Annotated in this window: 18 protein-coding genes; 16 read left to right on the top strand and 2 right to left on the bottom strand. The window is 52.4% G+C overall.

Annotated features, from left to right (window positions below; all coding sequences use genetic code 11):
• Positions 1 to 163 precede the first annotated feature (163 nt).
• Positions 164 to 562, bottom strand: coding sequence for a response regulator (locus BTJ39_RS05135; RefSeq protein WP_078001600.1), 399 nt, complete (start codon positions 560 to 562; stop codon positions 164 to 166).
• Between the two features lie 299 nt (positions 563 to 861).
• Here BTJ39_RS05135 and BTJ39_RS05130 point away from each other — a divergent pair, with 299 nt between their 5' ends.
• The 16 genes from BTJ39_RS05130 (at position 862) to BTJ39_RS05055 (ending at position 15524) form a co-directional block, all read left to right on the top strand.
• Positions 862 to 2814 carry a TonB-dependent copper receptor gene (locus tag BTJ39_RS05130; RefSeq protein ID WP_198412938.1) on the top strand — a complete coding sequence of 651 codons (1953 nt, stop codon included), beginning with the start codon at positions 862 to 864 and terminating at the stop codon, positions 2812 to 2814.
• Positions 2815 to 3130: 316 nt separating this feature from the next.
• On the top strand, positions 3131 to 3550 hold the full coding sequence (gene gspG / locus BTJ39_RS05125; protein WP_078001599.1) for a type II secretion system major pseudopilin GspG: 420 nt from the start codon (positions 3131 to 3133) through the stop codon (positions 3548 to 3550).
• Positions 3551 to 3552: 2 nt separating this feature from the next.
• Complete coding sequence (locus tag BTJ39_RS05120) at positions 3553 to 4011, top strand: lytic transglycosylase domain-containing protein (protein ID WP_078001598.1); 459 nt, start codon at positions 3553 to 3555, stop codon at positions 4009 to 4011.
• A 5-nt stretch (positions 4012 to 4016) separates the two neighbouring features.
• A complete protein-coding gene (locus BTJ39_RS05115) occupies positions 4017 to 5186 on the top strand; it encodes a type II secretion system F family protein (RefSeq protein WP_078001597.1) in 1170 nt (389 codons plus the stop codon).
• On the top strand, positions 5186 to 6823 hold the full coding sequence (locus BTJ39_RS05110) for a GspE/PulE family protein (protein ID WP_078001596.1): 1638 nt from the start codon (positions 5186 to 5188) through the stop codon (positions 6821 to 6823). The genes BTJ39_RS05115 and BTJ39_RS05110 overlap by 1 nt, the downstream gene beginning before the upstream one ends.
• The gene (locus BTJ39_RS05105) at positions 6804 to 7589 is read left to right on the top strand and encodes a hypothetical protein (RefSeq protein WP_139356312.1); all 786 of its coding nucleotides are present in this window, start codon (positions 6804 to 6806) and stop codon (positions 7587 to 7589) included. The genes BTJ39_RS05110 and BTJ39_RS05105 overlap by 20 nt, the downstream gene beginning before the upstream one ends.
• A 108-nt stretch (positions 7590 to 7697) precedes the next feature.
• On the top strand, positions 7698 to 8201 hold the full coding sequence (locus BTJ39_RS05100) for a type II secretion system protein L (protein ID WP_139356311.1): 504 nt from the start codon (positions 7698 to 7700) through the stop codon (positions 8199 to 8201).
• The gene (locus tag BTJ39_RS05095; RefSeq protein ID WP_078001593.1) at positions 8194 to 8733 is read left to right on the top strand and encodes a hypothetical protein; all 540 of its coding nucleotides are present in this window, start codon (positions 8194 to 8196) and stop codon (positions 8731 to 8733) included. Before BTJ39_RS05100 ends, BTJ39_RS05095 begins: the two co-directional genes overlap by 8 nt.
• Complete coding sequence (locus BTJ39_RS05090) at positions 8730 to 9239, top strand: hypothetical protein (protein WP_078001592.1); 510 nt, start codon at positions 8730 to 8732, stop codon at positions 9237 to 9239. The genes BTJ39_RS05095 and BTJ39_RS05090 overlap by 4 nt, the downstream gene beginning before the upstream one ends.
• Position 9240: 1 nt before the next feature.
• Entirely contained in the window at positions 9241 to 11121 is a 1881-nt protein-coding gene (locus tag BTJ39_RS05085) for a type II secretion system protein GspD (RefSeq protein ID WP_078001591.1), read from the top strand.
• Positions 11118 to 11597 (top strand): type II secretion system protein, encoded by a 480-nt coding sequence (locus BTJ39_RS05080; protein WP_078001590.1) that lies wholly within the window; start codon positions 11118 to 11120, stop codon positions 11595 to 11597. The genes BTJ39_RS05085 and BTJ39_RS05080 overlap by 4 nt, the downstream gene beginning before the upstream one ends.
• Complete coding sequence (locus tag BTJ39_RS05075; protein ID WP_078001589.1) at positions 11584 to 11946, top strand: type II secretion system protein; 363 nt, start codon at positions 11584 to 11586, stop codon at positions 11944 to 11946. The genes BTJ39_RS05080 and BTJ39_RS05075 overlap by 14 nt, the downstream gene beginning before the upstream one ends.
• Positions 11936 to 12448: a type II secretion system protein gene (locus tag BTJ39_RS05070; protein WP_078001588.1), complete on the top strand. Its 513-nt coding sequence runs from the start codon at positions 11936 to 11938 to the stop codon at positions 12446 to 12448. The genes BTJ39_RS05075 and BTJ39_RS05070 overlap by 11 nt, the downstream gene beginning before the upstream one ends.
• Before the next feature lie 42 nt (positions 12449 to 12490).
• Positions 12491 to 13738: an MASE1 domain-containing protein gene (locus BTJ39_RS05065; protein WP_078001587.1), complete on the top strand. Its 1248-nt coding sequence runs from the start codon at positions 12491 to 12493 to the stop codon at positions 13736 to 13738.
• Positions 13739 to 14286: 548 nt separating this feature from the next.
• Entirely contained in the window at positions 14287 to 15081 is a 795-nt protein-coding gene (locus BTJ39_RS05060; RefSeq protein WP_176110229.1) for a winged helix-turn-helix domain-containing protein, read from the top strand.
• A complete protein-coding gene (locus BTJ39_RS05055) occupies positions 15051 to 15524 on the top strand; it encodes a hypothetical protein (RefSeq protein ID WP_078001585.1) in 474 nt (157 codons plus the stop codon). Before BTJ39_RS05060 ends, BTJ39_RS05055 begins: the two co-directional genes overlap by 31 nt.
• A 16-nt stretch (positions 15525 to 15540) precedes the next feature.
• Here BTJ39_RS05055 and BTJ39_RS05050 read toward each other — a convergent pair whose 3' ends face one another.
• Entirely contained in the window at positions 15541 to 16305 is a 765-nt protein-coding gene (locus BTJ39_RS05050) for an Lnb N-terminal periplasmic domain-containing protein (RefSeq protein WP_078001584.1), read from the bottom strand.
• Between the last annotated feature and the right edge of the window lie 523 nt (positions 16306 to 16828).

Raw genomic sequence — 16828 nt, 5'->3', positions numbered from 1 at the left:
GACGCTTCTATCATACCAGTCAGAAAAACGCGGGTTGCGCTGTTTGTTACATCGGCAACCGCGTTAATGAGTTTTTCAGCCAGCGATATAAATTCAGCGTTACAGGGGGAAGGCGTTGAGCGTAGCGTTGGGTGCGAAAACGAGGGGCGTTTCGGGGTGTTTTTTACTCGCAAAGTAGCAGGCTGAGACAGTTTTCACCGACGTTATGGCTGATAATGTTCCCGGCGCCAGCGTTTAATGCCAGCTGTAACAGACGCGGAGCCGTGAAGGGTGAGATGCTAATAATATCAATCTCAGGATAGCGATTTTTGAGGGCGCTAAGCAGAAAGATACTTCGATAGTCGGGAAGTCGGGGCTGCTGCTCATCGAGATCCAGCTGCAAACTGAGAAACAACACGTCAGGTTGCGTTTGCAGGATTAGCTGGTGCAGCTCAACCATTGAGCTGGCTTCACCCACGATGGTTAAACCTTCATTATTTCTGGCGGCAATGCTCTCAATCATTTCCTTCAGTCCACGCCTGATGATAAAGCTTTTATCTGCCAGGATAATACGTTTGTGCATGGGAATATCCCTTCCAGATGTAAATTAATCAGCATTTAAAATTTTGCCAGAACAATAATAATACCTTTTTTTATTCCATTCATCCATAAGTGGTGATGTGATTATCTGTGCATTTTTATATATTTTTATCGCAAGGGTGTGTTGTTCCTTGGTAATAAGAAGTTACTTATGGAATAAAAGAAAAGTCTATTGATGAGATATTTTTTTCCTCAGGCTAAGTTGGTTATTTTTATGCAGGGAAACGCAGTTGGACTTAAATTTTTGCGTTTATAACTAACTTAATGATGGTAAAAAATAAAATGGTTTGCAGTATTCCAGGCATCAGGGCGGCGAAGAAAAAGCGACTGGCCTGCCTGATTGCGCTTTGTTGCGCAAGTCAGCTTAATTTCGCCAGCGCTGAAGAGGTGATGACCGTTACCTCTGCGGCACCGACTGACGCCGGCAAAGTTATCGTCAACACCAAAGACGCCGCGCAGCCATTATCAGCAAGCGATGGCGGCGGCCTGCTGGCAACGCTGCCGGGCTTTAGCCAGATCCGCAACGGTGGCAGCAATGGCGATCCCGTTTTTCGCGGCATGTTCGGTTCACGGCTTAATATTCTGGCGGACGGCGGCAATCTTCAGGGCGGCTGCGGTTCGCGCATGGATTCGCCGACGTCATATATTTCACCCAAGAATTTTGATTTGGTTGAGATTATTTCCGGTCCGCAGACGGTGCTCTGGGGACCAATGGCTTCGGCAGGTACCGTGCTGTTTGAGCGCGCGGCAGAGCATTTTACTGCGCCGGGCATTAAGGGATCGCTTTCTACGTTGTTTGGCGCCAACGGGCGTTCTGACCAGCAACTCAGCATGGCGGTCGGCAATCAGAGTGGCTGGATGCGGGTAGATGCTAATCGTTCAGTCGCCGATGATTTCAAAGACGGCGACGGGCAGCGCGTTCCGGGAATGTGGCGCAAGTGGAATGGTGGCGTCACCCTCGGCTGGACGCCTTCAGCCGATGATTTAGTTGAGCTATCGCTGGGCGGTGGCGACGGTGAAGCCCGCTACGCCGGGCGCGGTATGGACGGCGCAAAGTTCTTGCGCAAGAGTGCTTCGCTGAAGGTGGAAAAATATAATCTGACGGAACATCTCAGCAAGCTTAGCTGGCGCAGCTACTACAACAGCACCGATCACATCATGGATAACTTCTCACTGCGTGAGGCGCCAATGATGAAAATGGCCTCTGAAGTGGGCAGCATTGTCTACGGCACGCGGCTGAGCGCCGAGTGGCAGAAGGATGCCACGCAAATCACGGCGGGCGTTGATGCTCAGCAGAATCAGCATCGCAAGAAGCAGCCGGTGGGATGGGAAGCCGATGCCGAATATCGTCAGGCGGGCGTGTTTGCTGAATGGCAGCAGCAGGTTACTGAGAACGGTAAAACGGTAACCGGTTTGCGTATTGATAACATCCGGGCCACAGACCTGCGCCAGGGCCGCGAAGATATACGTGAAGCGAACTTACCCGGCGCGTTTATGCGCTATGAGCACCGTTTCCCGGATATGCCGGTTATGGCCTGGAGCGGCATTGGCTATACCGAACGTTTTCCCGACTACTGGGAGCTTTTTTCCGGCAAGGCAGGGGGCGATAGTTTCCACCAGCTTAAAAATGAAAAAACGCTGCAGTGGGATAGCGGCGTTCAATATCAGGGCGACGACGTTAGCCTGTGGCTGTCGGGCTGGATAAATAAGGTTAATGATTACGTGCTGTTTGATTACTCAACGCCGGTAAGTCGTAGCAGTAACATTGATGCGTCGACCTTTGGCGGTGAAACCGGCGCTGGCTGGCGTTTTGCCACCCACTGGAAGGCTGAAGCCAGCCTGACCTATACCCGCGGCGAAAACCTGAGCCAGCATCGCGCACTGCCGCAGATACCGCCGCTGGATACTAAGGTCGCCCTGACCTATAGCGCATCAAATTGGGATACCACGCTGACGCTGCGCGGCGTTGCCAGCCAGGGACGGGTAGCAAAAGACCAGGGCAACGTTATCGGCCGCGATCTCGGCCGTTCACCGGGATTCGGCGTGCTGTCGTGGAAAGTCAATTATCAGCTTAGCGATAACCTCAGCCTGGGCGGCGGCGTTGATAATATTTTGAATAAAAACTACGCGCAGCACCTTAATACTGCCGGTAATAAGCAGTTTGGCTTTGCGTCAAGCCAGCGGGTTCCTGAGCCTGGCCGCAGCTGGTGGTTCAATGCGGAGTATAAGTTCTGATCTAATAACCAATGTGAGTGCCCCTTTGGCAAAAGGATTTTACCATTCGTATGTGGGCGGAGTGCCCACATCTTTTTATGTCCATTCGGTATAAAATTGCCGTTGGCAATTAACCTGTTCTCCGCAATATTACTCGCCACCAGTCTGACTTTTGTTTAACCGCGACCGGCGCGGTTTGCCGCATAAAGAAATTTCTTATCCACCGCTCTGAACTTCTCTCATTCACCCAGAGTAATCATCTTCATTTGCCCGGCCCGATACGGAAAATATCAGTGGTAATAACCTTGAAACTTTTCTGATTATTAAGGCACTCAAAATGAAAAAAATGCTTTCTCACTGTCGCCAACAGGATGGATTTACGCTGTTGGAATTGCTGGTTGTACTGATGATTATTGCTTTGCTGGCCGGCTTTGTGGGCCCCAAAGTTTTCTCCAATGTCGATCAGGCCAAAGAAAAAACCGCGCTGCGTCAAATGCGTTCGTTTGCTGACGCGTTAAGCCAGTACCGCCTGGATACCGGCGCCTGGCCGACTGAAGGGCAGGGGCTGAAAGCGCTAACCGAAAAGCCAGCCAACGTGAAAAACTGGAACGGTCCTTACCTCAGCCAGCAGATCCCCAACGATCCCTGGGGAAATCCGTATCAGTGGCATAACCCGACTCAGGAAAAAAACAGCATCAATGAGGTTGATATTTCTTCAGGCGGCAAAGATGGCAAGCCTTTGACATACGGTTTTTAAACATGAAGCGGTGGTTATTGTTCTTTTCGCTGTTAGCGACCACGCTGCCAGCGTTGGCTGATTGCTGGCAACAAGCTGGCAATCGCTACGGTATTGAACCTGAGTTGTTGCAGGCGATTGCAATCGTTGAGTCTGGTTTAACCCCTGAAGCGATAAATGAAAATCGGGATGGCACCCACGATGTCGGATTAATGCAAATTAACAGCCGTCATTTACCGATGCTGAAGAAATTCAATATAACCCGGCAGGGATTAATCAATGATCCTTGCCAAAACGTTATGACCGGCGCCTGGATTCTCGCCGGTAATTTTCGCCAGTATGGTTATTCATGGGAGGCGGTAGGTGCTTATAACGCGGGCACGGGTAAAAGCCAGCGGCGTAAGGCTCTCAGGAATAAATATATTAAAAAAGTCATTCCTCATTATTTGAAATTAAAACAAATCAGTCATCAGGGCACATGACAATAATGAAAACCTTCGATGTTATTTTCCTCGAACAGGGCGAACGTAAAACCATGCAGATTACCGCCAGCTCGGCGGCGGAAGCGCGGCAAAGCGTATCCGCGCAAGGCCTTACCGTCATGCGGGTCACTGCGCGCCCGGCAGGACGGACAAAGCGTTTTTCGCTAAACCTGTTTATTCAGGAGCTGGTTGCGCTGCTTGAGGCCGGGCTGGTGGTGACTGAGGCCATTGAAGCTCTCCACGCCAGCAGCAGCGAGCCGCAGGCGCGCAATATGCTCGATGCTCTGCTGAAAAAACTGTATGAAGGCTGCCAGCTTTCTCAGGCAATGGCCGCTCTGCCGGCGGTATTCCCGCCGCTGCTGGTGAATACCGTGCGCTCATCGGAGCAAACCGGTCATTTACCAATGGCGTTAAAACGCTTTCAGCATTACGAACAGCGAATGGAAACCCTGCGTAAAAGGGTCAAGGCGACGCTGATGTACCCAACCATTGTGATGGCGGTGGGCGGTCTGATCCTGATTTTTCTGTTGGGCTTTATCATTCCGCGCTTTGCGGTGGTTTTCGAAGGGATGAAAGATCCCGACGGCAGCGCCCGTTTTATATTGTGGTGGGGACGGCTGGTGGAAAATCACGGAATGATGCTGCTGCTGGCAACCTGCGTGCTGGGCGCGGGTCTGGTCGCGATGCTGCGTACCGCCGCGGTGCGCCAGGGATTGACCAACCTGCTGCTGCGCCTGCCGCAGCTACGCCGTCAGCATACGCTAACCATTCTGGTGCGTTTTTATCGCACGCTTGGCCTGCTGTTGCAGGGTGGGATGCCGGTGGTTCAGGCGCTGAATCTGACGCGTTCGATCCTGCCGGTCAGCCACCATGCACAGCTGCAGCAGGTGCTCGACAACGTGCAGGCCGGGCAGGCGCTGTCCGCCACGCTGGAGACCCAGCAGATGACCACCCCGGTGGCCACGCGCTTGCTTCAGGCGGGTGAACGCAGCGGACAGCTGCCGGAAATGTGCGAGCGTATCGCCGCCTTTTATGACGAAGCGCTGGAAAGAGCAATTGAAATGTTCAGCAAGGTTTTCGAGCCGTTACTGATGATGATCGTCGGCGGCATCGTCGGCCTGGTGGTGTTTTTACTTTATATGCCGATTTTTGAACTGGCCGGAGGGCTCTCCTGATGTCTCTGTTTAATCATGTTGTCACGGAAAGGCTGGACGCCATTCTGGCGTTGCCGCCAGAGGAACATTGCAATGAGCTGGCGTTATTGCTGGATAGCACCCCCGGACTGCTCCCTGAGGTTGCCGCTTATCTGGGGCTGGCGGCGCTGACGGCGGAGCAGGCGGAAGCCGCCGAGCCTGATTTCAGCCATCTGCCGTTAGCGGAAGCGCTGGCGCAGCGGGTTCTGCCTCTGCGGGTGCAGGAGCAGCAGTGGTTGGTGGTTGCCGATCCGTTTTCACTGCCTTTGCGCCAGTGGGCGCAGCGTTTTCCGCAGCGCCTGGCGCTCACGTCGCTGACATGGCTCGACCAGACGCTGGAGAAGCTGGTTAAACAGCAGCGCACGCTGGATCAGCTGGAGCAGCAAAGCACGGAAACCAGTAGCGAAGAGCTGATTCTCGAAATTTCACCGGCCAGCATCGCCCGCGAAAGCAACGCGGTGATCAAGCTGGTCAACGCCACGCTGTACGATGCGTTGCAAAGCCGCGCCAGCGATATCCACCTGGCCGCCGTTCCTGACGGGCTGGCGGTGAAATACCGTATTGATGGCGTACTGCATTCGATCCGCCACTGCGCCGGATCGCAGCATGCCGAGCAGGTTATCTCGCGCCTCAAGGTGCTGAGTTGTATGGATATCGCCGAGCGGCGTACTCCCCAGGATGGGCGCTTTAAAGCACTGATCCACCAGCGCCCGGTGGACTTTCGCGTCTCGGTAATGCCGAGTATTCACGGCGAAGACGCGGTACTGCGCGTGCTCGATAAATCTCATGACCGCAGTCTGAGTCTGGAATCGCTGGGCTTTGATAACTATACGCTGGGCGCCATTCGCCAGCTGACGCATCTGCCACACGGCATGGTGCTGGTGACCGGGCCGACCGGTAGCGGTAAATCCACCACCCTGTATGCGGCGCTGAGCGAGCTGAACAGCGGTGAAAGTAAAATCATTACCATTGAAGACCCGGTGGAGTATCAGCTCAGCGATGTGCTGCAGATACCGGTAAACGATAAGAAAGGCCTGACGTTTGCGCGCGGGCTGCGCGCCATACTGCGCCACGATCCTGACATTATCCTGGTCGGTGAGATCCGCGATGGTGAAACCGCCGGCATCGCGGTGCAGGCGGCGTTAACCGGCCACGTGGTGCTCTCATCGGTGCATGCCAACAACGTTTTCAGCGTGCTGGAACGCTTTCTTTATATGCAAGTTGAACCCGCCAGTCTGATCACGGCGCTAAACGGCGTGGTTGCGCAGCGTCTGGTGCGCTGTATCTGCCCGGACTGTGTCGAACCGGCGCAGCCTGATGCGGAAGAGCTTGCCGCCTGGCAAGCCAGTGAATTACGCGATATCAGCGCTAACTGGCGCAAAGGCAAAGGCTGTGAAGCCTGCCGCTTCAGTGGTTACCGTGGGCGGCTGGCGCTGGCGGAGGTGCTTTCGTTCAGCGATGCGATGAAAGAAGCGCTGCTGGCGCGATCGTCAGTGCGGCGTTTGCGGGAAGTGGCGGTTTCGGAAGGGTTTGTCCCATTACCGACCATCGCACTGCGGGCGGTACTTGAAGGTAAAACAACATTACAGGAGATCAATCGTGTCATTGCGCATGGCTAAAATCTGGCAGTGTGACATTTTCCCTGACCGCGTTCGTCTGCGCGATGGGCAGCAAGTGATTAATGAAATGCCGCGTCAGGCTGAAGAGGCGCTTGAAGACGTATTGGCGCATTTGCTTAGCGTGCGGCGGCAAACGCTGTCGTGGCTGCCGGGGATTGAATTCTGGCTGGATAATAGCCTGGCGCACACCCTGACGGTGCCCTGGCAGCAAGGGATCGCTACGCCCGAAGAGCTGCGCTGTTATGCGCTTTCGCTGGCGCAGAACGTCTTTCCTCAGCTAAGCGGGCGGCCGCTGGTGGTTGATTTCGAGCAGCTGAATTTTGGTCAGACTTCGTTGGTGGTGGTGCTTGAAGAGGCTTTCTGGCAGACATTAATCGCGGCGGCGCACCAGCAAAAACTGCGGTTTAAAGGCGTGGTGACGCCATTCCAGCATTTGCTGCGCAGCCAGCATCAGCCTCTGCAAGCCTGCGGCATTTATGCCGTGGCCGGCGTTGATGCCAGTAGCTTCGCCTGCCGCGCTGAGGGACAGTGGCAGCATGTTCACCGCATGGCGCTGCCCGACCTGTCATTGCAACAGCAGTTTGCGTTAATCAAACGCCTGTCGGGGTTAAAGGGCGCGCCTTGCTACTGCCTTGATAATCTCAGCTGGCAGGTCAGTGAGTTAAAGGATGAGGCAGCGGTCTCATTCGCCGGGCAGCCCGCGTCTGCGCAGGCTGCCGACGCTATCGCCGCGCAGAGTACCACGGCGCCGCCGCCGCTTTTCTGACTGGTACTATAGGGAAAGTTTCTTTCTGCCCGTATCTTCCCCCTCATGATATCTACGGCTGATATTCATCCATCAGCCATAACGCTAATTTTTCTGAAGGAGCGCCTTGTGACGCCGCGATTCACCCTATTGCCGCCCTGGTCATTGCGTGCAGTGTTGATGGTTGCCGTGATGACGCTGCCTGTGATGGTGGGCGCCGTTGGCGCCTGGCAAACTCAGCAGCAGCTGACGGCAATGACCGATCGGGCTCAGCAGCAGCTAAATGCCCATCAGCAGGCGGCACGAAAAATTGTTGAGAAAATGCGTCGGCAGCAAAAAGTGAAGGCCGCCTCGCCTGACGCGCTCAGTTTACTTAATCCGATTGGCAAAGCGTTGTCTGCCGAGGTGTCGCTGTTACAGGTTGATGCCAGCTTCCAGCAGCAGCACGTCAGGATGGAAGTCGCGGCAAAGTCATTGCCGGCGCTGCTTGATTTTAGCGCACGTTTGCAGCGTATTCCGGCGAAGGTGGAATTGCAAAATCACCGTCCGGCGCAGGATAAATCAGGCCGCTGGCCGCTGCAGGCAACCCTTAACCTGAAGATGGATACTCACACGGAGGCAAAACATGGATAAAAAGTTTAGCCAAACCGCGCCGGCAAAGCTGCGCTGGAAAAGTGCCCGTCTGGTGGAAAAAACCGGTAAATGGCCGCTGGCGGCCGCAGCGATACCGCTGCTGCTGGCGGGGTACTGGCAGCTATGGCTGGCACCGGATAATGCCCGGCAGCTGAGCGCGCTGAAGACCATGCAGCAGCAGCTTAAAGCGCCGCTGCCGGTAATGGCGGAGAGCGACGAGCCGGCGTTGCAGACGGCGCTGAGCGTGACCGAATACCAGCAGGTCAAGATGTTATTTGCCATCTTAGCGCGCAATAAATTGCAGGTAGAGGGCAGCAGCTATCACTTTCCCGCCGCGGGCGAAGAGGCGGAGAAAAACCTGAAGCTTTCTATTCCGCTGCGCGGCAGCTGGTCGTCGTTAGCGCAAGCGTTGCAGGAAATCACCCGGGTTTTGCCGGTTGCAGTGGAACGGCTGGACGCCAGGCGTACGCAGGCTGATGTCTCGCAGCTGAGCATTACCTTACAGCTAACGTTACACCGGGGGCAGGCATGAGGATCCCGCGTTATCTGGTTATTGCGCTGGCGGTGACTGGCGTCATTGTGGTGGCAAGTCAGTTCTACGATCGACCGACAGAGGTCGCGCCGGTCGCCAGGGCGCTGAAACCCACCCGCAGCGTCACTCCCGGCGCCGCGGCGGCGCGCCAGGCTGAAGCGCCCCATGAGATCATCGATCTTTTTCCGGTGCCTGAAGTGCTAAAACCCGCTTCCGCTGCGCAGAAGCCGCCGCCGCCGAAGAAGGTGGAGCCGCCTTTTACCTTTCAGGTTATGGGAGCCTGGTGGAAGGAGGGCAAGCGCATCGTGATTATCAGCGATGGTATCCAGAGCCTACTTCTGTGCCAGCGCTGCCGGGCGGCAAACGTGATCCGCCCCGGAGACAACATTACCCCGGAATGGCAATTACGGGCACTGGCGGATGACCACCTGGAGGTGGAATGGCTGCCGCAAAAATTACTCAAGCGAATTGAGCTTGGCGATCTGAAATCTGAACCGACACGATAAAATGAAAAAAATAACTATTGTTATAGCGTTGATTAGTTCAATGCTGGCCGGCTGCGCTCAACAGTACCAGGCCGAACAAAAAACGTTGCAGCCGCAGAACAATTCATCCTTGATCGGCGCGCTGGCGGAAATCGATAAAGCGCGCATCGGCGCGCCTGAAGATCCGGCCTTACGTATTAAGCAGCGCAATCTTGCCGACCGGCTGGTGGCAAACTATATGCGCGAGGCTGAGGATGCCGCCGCACGCAATGATTTCGCCAGTTCGTCGGAGCTGTGGCACAGCGCGCTGCTCTATCAGCCGGGTAACCAACGGGCGCGCCAGGGGCTGCGCAAGCTCGAAGACTGGCGAGCGTTGGATCGCCTTTATCAGCAAGCAACCAAATTAGCGGATAACGAGCCTGAGCTGGCGCTGAAAAAGGTGCAGCAGATTCTGGCGGAAAACCCCAACTGGCCGCAGGCTATCGCGCTGCGCGATCATCTGCTGCGTGAAATTGCCGTGCAGAATCAGCCGGAAACCAGGCTGAATCGCGAATTGCGTAAGCCCGTTTCGCTCAATTTCCGTCATCATAACCTAATGGCAATTTTTGCCACCATCAGCCAGTTAACCGGCGTGAACATTATCTATGACAAAGATGTTTCTGCGTCAGCCACCGCCAGCCTGGTCGCCAAAGACACCACGGCCGAGGATGCGTTGAATCTGCTGCTGCTTTCTAATCAGCTGCGCAAAAAAGTGCTCAATGGCAATTCGCTGTTGATTTACCCGGCTTCACCGCAGAAAGAGAAAATCTACCGTGATGTGGTGGTCAAAACGGTTTTCCTTGGTTACGCCAAAGCGAAAGAAGTGAACGTTGCCCTGCGTAATATGGTGAAGCTGAAGGATGTTCACGTCGATGAACGTACCAACTCAGTTACCATCCGCGGCCCCAGGGAGAGCGTGGAAAAAGCAGAAAGACTGCTGTTGACGCTTGATCGACCCGAAGCAGAAGTGACGCTGGCGGTGGAAGTGCTGGAAGTATATTCCAAGGATGTTGAAAAGTTAGGCATCAACTATCCGGGGAATGTCAGCATTGGCTTCAATGGTCTGGAAGGCAGTAATGGCAACATCCCACTGAATGGTTTTAATCGGGCAAATGCCTTTATGAACCTCGGCCCCTCCGGCGCCATCAGTGCCGATATGCAGAAGATTCGCGCTAACGCCAAAGTGCTGGCCAATCCGCGTATCCGGGTAAAAAACAACAAAAAGGCGTTAATCGATATTGGTGAACGCATTCCGGTTCTGACCAGCACGGTTTCTGAAGGATTCTCGCAGGAAAAGGTGGAATACCAGGACGTCGGACTCAAGCTGGAAGTGACCCCGGAAATTAGCGTCGATAACAATATCTCAATGGATGTGAAATTTAATCTCAGCACCGTCGGCAGCGCCGAGCGCTCGAAAGATGGCGTGGCTTATTACCGCACCAATAACCGTGAGGCCAACACCGTATTAAGCAGTCAAAGCGGTGAGACGCAAATGCTGGCGGGATTGATCAAGCAGGATGACAAAGAGGACAACGCCGGCCTGCCATATCTGAGCGAACTGCCTGGCCTCGGTCGCCTGTTTGGTAGCAAAGGTAAGGATTCTGAGCGCACTGAAGTGATCTTGCTGATTACGCCGATGATTGAGCGCAACCTCGATTTGCCTGGCAACCATATCAGCACCATCAATATGGGCACTGACGATTCACAGGGCGACAGCGGATTCCAGCTGCGCGGAGTAGAGAATACCTCTGCCAGCAGTAGTTTTGAGGCCCCGCCGCTGGCGCCGCCTGCGCAGTTCCCGACCAGTATGCGTACGCTTCCTGCGCCGTTAACCAGCCAGGAACTGAATAATAGCGAGGGATGATCGTGCGTAATCAACAAGGATTCACGCTGATTGAAATGATGGTCACCCTGACGCTGCTTGCTACGCTTGCCGCCGCCGCTCTACCGATGGTTCAGCGCTATCAGCAGCAGCGTAATGAAGAGGTGCTGCGTGAGTCATTGCGCGACATTCGCAGCGCAATAGACCGCTACGCACAGGCCAGTGAAGAGGGACGCATTGAGAAGGACGCTGAAGCGTCCTCTTATCCGCCGACCCTTGATGCGCTGGTGGCCGGGGTGATGGATAAAACCTCTGCGGAGAAAAAGAAAATTTATTTTCTGCGGCGCATACCGCGCGACCCTTTCTGTCAGTGCGAGGGAAAACGCGATAGCGAAACCTGGAAGCTGCGCGCATCGACCCAGCCTCCGGGAGAGTTCAGCGGTGGAAAAGATGTTTTTGACATCCGCTCCGGCAGCATTGAAACCGGCCTGAATGGGGTGCCTTATGCGCAATGGTGAAAAAGGTTTTACGCTGATAGAGTTACTGGTAGTGATGGCAATTATCGCGACGCTTATGACGCTGGTGGCGCCGCGCTTCTTCCAACAAACGGAGCGGGCAAAAGTGGTGGTTCTTGAACATAACCTGCACGCGCTACGCTCGGCGATTGACGGGTTTCGCCGCGACCGACTGGTGGGGCCACACGAGCTGGGAGAACTGGTGGATGAAGGATATCTGAGAGAGCTGCCGCTGGATCCGATAGCCAACAGTCGCGACAGCTGGCAGGTTAAAACCGACGACGGCGGGCAGATTATTGACGTCACCGCGCCTTCGCTGTCCGACAAGCAGGAAGAGAATCATGCGTGGTAACATCGCGCGTTCAGCTGCAGGGCAGGATGGGTTTACCAGTTTGCTGTTGCTGCTGGCTCTGACGGTACTGGCGTTATCCATGCTGAAAAGCCAGGATATCATTCAGCTGCGCCACCGTCAGCAGCAGGAGTCGGAGCTGCTATTTCGCGGAGAACAAATTCGCCAGGCCATCAAGCAGTATCGCAGCGCCAGCTATGCTAATGGCTGCTATCCAACGGGTTTTAACGACCTGCTGAAAGATAATCGCGGCGGCAAGGTTCACTACCACCTGCGCCAGTGGTTCAGCGATCCGCTGACCGGGGAGCGCCAGTGGGGAATGGCGTACGATGACAAGGGGCGTTGGATTGGCGTGTACAGCAAAGGGCAGGGCAGACCGCTGCGCAAAGAAGGATTTATTCAGGATGGTGATAAGTTCCGCCAGGCTAAACATTATGAAGAGTGGATCTTCGTCGTTGAAAAAGATCCTGCTGCACCGTTGCCTTCAGCCTGTAAGACGCGCTGAGGCCGGACAATTTTGCCCAAAAGAGAGAAAGGTGATATCAGCATGGTGAGATTTACTCTGCGATGGTTGGCGTTCTGCTTGTGCTGGAGCGGTCTGGCGCTATTAAGCCTGGAGTACCGCGATCCCTGGAGTTTCTCAACCACGACCTGGCTGCCTGCGTGTATTTTATTTGCTACGCTGCTGCTGACGTCCATCAGGCAGTGGCCGCTATGGGTGGTCAGCGCCATGCTGATGCACACGCTGTGCGGTTTTTATATTGGTCGTCCGCTCTCGCTGGCGGCCCTGTTTGCCTTTTTTGACGGACTGAGCGTGCCGCTGTGCGCCATGGCTTTTATTCTGCTGGACCGTATCTGGTCCGAGCGGGAAAGCAACAGACCGCTGTTTTTCTCGCTGGTCGAAGCTATTGTCCTGATTGTCATTACGTTTTCTGTCGGCTCACTGCTAACGCTTTGCCTCAAGCTGAACCGCTATGACGTGGTTTCCTTTCATTTTGTTTCCTGGTCTTTAGCGTTGCTTACTGGCTGTCTGGCTTTCTGGCCGCTAACCTGGAGCTTAAGAAAGCGCCCGCTTACCCGCTGGCGCAAGGTCCGGCGCAGGGATATCGCACTGCTGCTGAGTAATATCGTCCTGATGCTGCTGCTGTTTTGCCAGCCGGCCAACGGGCCAAAAGCTATTTTTTCCGGCTTCAACCCGACTTATCTGCTGCTGAGCAGTATGCTGCTGTCTTCATTGTTGCTAAACGCTCGCATTTTGGGCGTGCTGCTGATTGTGCATTACATCGTGGGGATAAAGGCCACTCTGGCAGGATTGGGCCCCTTTGTGCGTTTGCAGGAAACGGCCTCGTCGGCTATCTGGGGAATATGGGATGTACAGTGGTATATCGCATTTACCTCATTACTGGCATTTACGCTATTTCGCTTTGCCGAGAGCGATCGCCTGCACAAGAAAAAACAGAACAGTCGCCAGGTGCTGGAAATGGCGCTGTCGAGCGCCGCCTCCCATATTACTTTCCGGCTAATTATGCCGCAAAAAAGACTGGCGTGGTCGGCGCCGAGCCACCTGTTTTTTGCCAATGATTACCGGGTGGCAACGCTGGCCCTGCTCGAAGCCTGCAGTGAACCACCGTTTACGGAACAGTTCGAGCGCTGGCAGCAGGGCGATCAGAAAGCGCTATTCAGACAGCAGGTGACGGTATTTAAAGGCGATGAAAGCGTACCGTGCTTATTGGTTATTACCCCTGAATTACCGGATAAAACAATGCTGGGCGGATTAGCGGTACTGGCAAAATAATCTAATTTTCAGTATGGCCAATTAAAAACCGCGACGGTGGCATTTTTTTCGTTATTGGGACGGCTGCAAGGATAGGCTATTTCTGCCTCAGAACTTATTGTTATTTGATAACAGCCAGCTCCCTTTAACTGAAATTTTATTGAATGAAATGTTCTAATAAAATTTAGAGAACATTCTTATCGCTGTAAGCAACTTCTCCTCGTTATTAATATTTTCCTCATTTAGCCAGAGAGCCTTCGCTTAGTTCCTTTTTTCATTGATTGTTAATATTGAGTCGTTCCCTTGTTGTGGGCATTACTGAGTTTATATTTTAACCCGTTCCGGATGAAAGTAGACATTTTGCAGCTTAGCTGTGATTTTTAGATGAAGGAAATATGAGTTTTCTATGATTTTTCTCTCAAAATGCTGGGGTTTTTTTCCCTTTGCTGTCACTTTCTTACGATGCATCACCCTGGGATTCGTCCTGATTTTTATATCTCAGGATAAGGAAGTTTTGTGATTAATTTAATAAAGGTGAGGTTATGACTATCACATCCAGGAGCATTTCGTTGACATCCCAGGTCGAGTTTTTTCCGACTCTCTCGTGTCTGAAGAATGATCGAACTGGTCAGTGTGTTTATTTGACGCCAAGTGAGAAAAAACTTTTCGAAATTGTTCTTGATGGTCAGGGAAGTAAAGAAAACATTATCCATGAAATATGGGTAAAAAACGGTACGGTTGTCGGTGAATCCAGTTATCATCAGCTAATAAAAAATCTGCGACGTAAATTAAAGCTGGCAGGCTTGTCCTGTTCAATGATTAAAACCATACCTCGATATGGTGTTGTGTTTGTTAATTACGATCAGGGATCTATAGCGGAAAGTAATTCATCTGATGATGAAAGAAGAGTAGGGGATGCGTCTGAAGAACTGACAGTATATATCGAAGAGGCTGAATTAGCTAAATGTGATAATGAACTGATTTTACCAGATGATGAAAATGAGGAAAAAAAAAGCCCTCATTCTGTAAAGCCTGATGATGAAGTGAAAATTAAAAAAGTGCCGTATAAACTGGCGTTCATTGTGTTTGTGCTGGCACTTTTATGGCCTCTGGTATTTCTTGTTCATAAGTCATCGTTAACGACGTTCCCATTTGATATTACGGTGGAGAACGTTAAGTTTCATTTTTTAACTTCGGAGCAAATGTCACAGAAGAATTTCAATGAGATAAAAAGAAATGTGCCATCAGGCGTAAAGGACGTTTACATCGCATCGAACGGGCCAAAAGTATGGATAGCTAAGTGCAATAAAGAGATTTCACAAAAGGATAGTCAATGTCAGTACGAATATTTTTCAATTTATTAATTGTTACCGTGATGGCCGGAGTCGGGATTTTCTTTTCGGTTCATCACTACCAGGAAAAGTATAAAGTGCCGCAGGCACCATGCTACAGCACCATAAAACAGGGCGCATTTGTCGATGATGATCAGCAGGCTTATATTTTCAATGGTAATATTACCTGGTGGCCATATCAGGAAAAACTAAGCATTTTTGGTATCAGTAAAAACTCGCAAGGCAGCGTGGTGATTAACCGTTCCCTCGAACTGAGCAACCTCTGGCAGTATAAAAATAGCGTCCACGCCCGGGTGGCTAAAGTCGAAGTGGCAGCCAGCGATCGCTTAGGCGACGGAAAAGCGCTTATTAGTCCGGTCGGTGCGCCAATATCAATTATTTTCAAGCCAATCAGTGAGAGAAAATGGCTGATGATGATTAATGATAACTGGGTTGCCATGTGCGAGAAAAAATAAGCGTAGCCTAAAATGCTCAGGGGCGATGTTTTCTGATACTGCGGGAAAAATCGTCCTCAATGACCGCACCGGCAGGACGTGAGAGGTAACACTGACGCTTCAGCTGTCTGAAGGGGATGACAGCGTTAATAAGACCATGCTGGTAACAATAAAGATCGGCATAGCCGCTCAGCAATATTTTCCAGTTATATTTCACCGCGGGCGAAACTGCCTTGCCATGCCGCAATATGTTAGTCGTGCAGTTATTGCACAAGGTATGGTAGTGCTCAGGATGCTCATTCACTTTTTTTATTCGGCGCAGGTAATCCCTCAGCAGGCTCTGACTTTGTTCCACGCTAATATTTAATGGATAAAGATAGACATCCTCTCTGCGTATATCCGTGCGTACGCCAATCAGATCGCGTTCATCGGCCACGATATAAATAACGGGATATTTACGCAGAAAGCCAGCAAAGGCAGAGTAGGGCTGTCCCTGACGGCGACGGGTTTCAATCGAGATAGCCAGCCAGCGTCCGTCGCGCAAGCCAAAGCTCAAAAATACGTGAGCAATGGCCTTTCCTGACCAGTAGGACATCACCAAATCGGTGGCAACGACGTCACTGAGGCGATAATCCGCAGCGTACCAGTCAGGAAGGTAACTGTTGACATCGAGGTAGCGAAAATTTCTTATATTTTCAATACGAAAGCGATCTTCATCTAACCAGCTAATCGTGGACAGACGTTGATACTCAGCCAGCCAGTCACCGTATTTTTGCTGGGCTTTCGTGCTTGCTTCCGTCATCTGCTGATCTTTCCTCCTTCCACTCAATCACTACCATGTACGCCCGGCGTAAACTGAAATTCACCCGCCAGAGCATCATGCAAGTCTGTTACAGTATGCCAGTCGCAAGATAAACCTTTGCTGTCCGCGCTGCGGTTGACTGTTTAACTACCCGCACTTACAGCACCCGCGCTGTGCCAACTGACTACAAGGTTATAGTTTGGCATAGCTGCGTCTGCGATAGACATTGATTTAATTATTTTTTCAGTTCTTTTTGGGTTTTATGTCAGATAATTATAATGCGCTTTTGCAGTATTATTCAGACTTTGGCTAAGCTGGAGTTAAAAATGCTGGCTAAGGAGTATCTGATGCTGGCCTTGAAAAGGTCAATTATATGAAACAGTATATCTCCGTATCAGGATAGCAGTCCTTTCAGGACGCCCTGCCGTAGGATAGCGACTGGTCCTGATTGACTCTGCAATGGATGGCTATGCGTTGGTTTTTTCATGCTTGCAGGCCCACTCAATTTCGGGGCCGTATACCA

Origin of the sequence: Izhakiella australiensis, from assembly GCF_002006995.1 — a bacterium.
Taxonomy (GTDB): Bacteria; Pseudomonadota; Gammaproteobacteria; order Enterobacterales; family Enterobacteriaceae; genus Izhakiella; species Izhakiella australiensis.
This window is presented reverse-complemented; position numbering and strand designations above follow the sequence as displayed.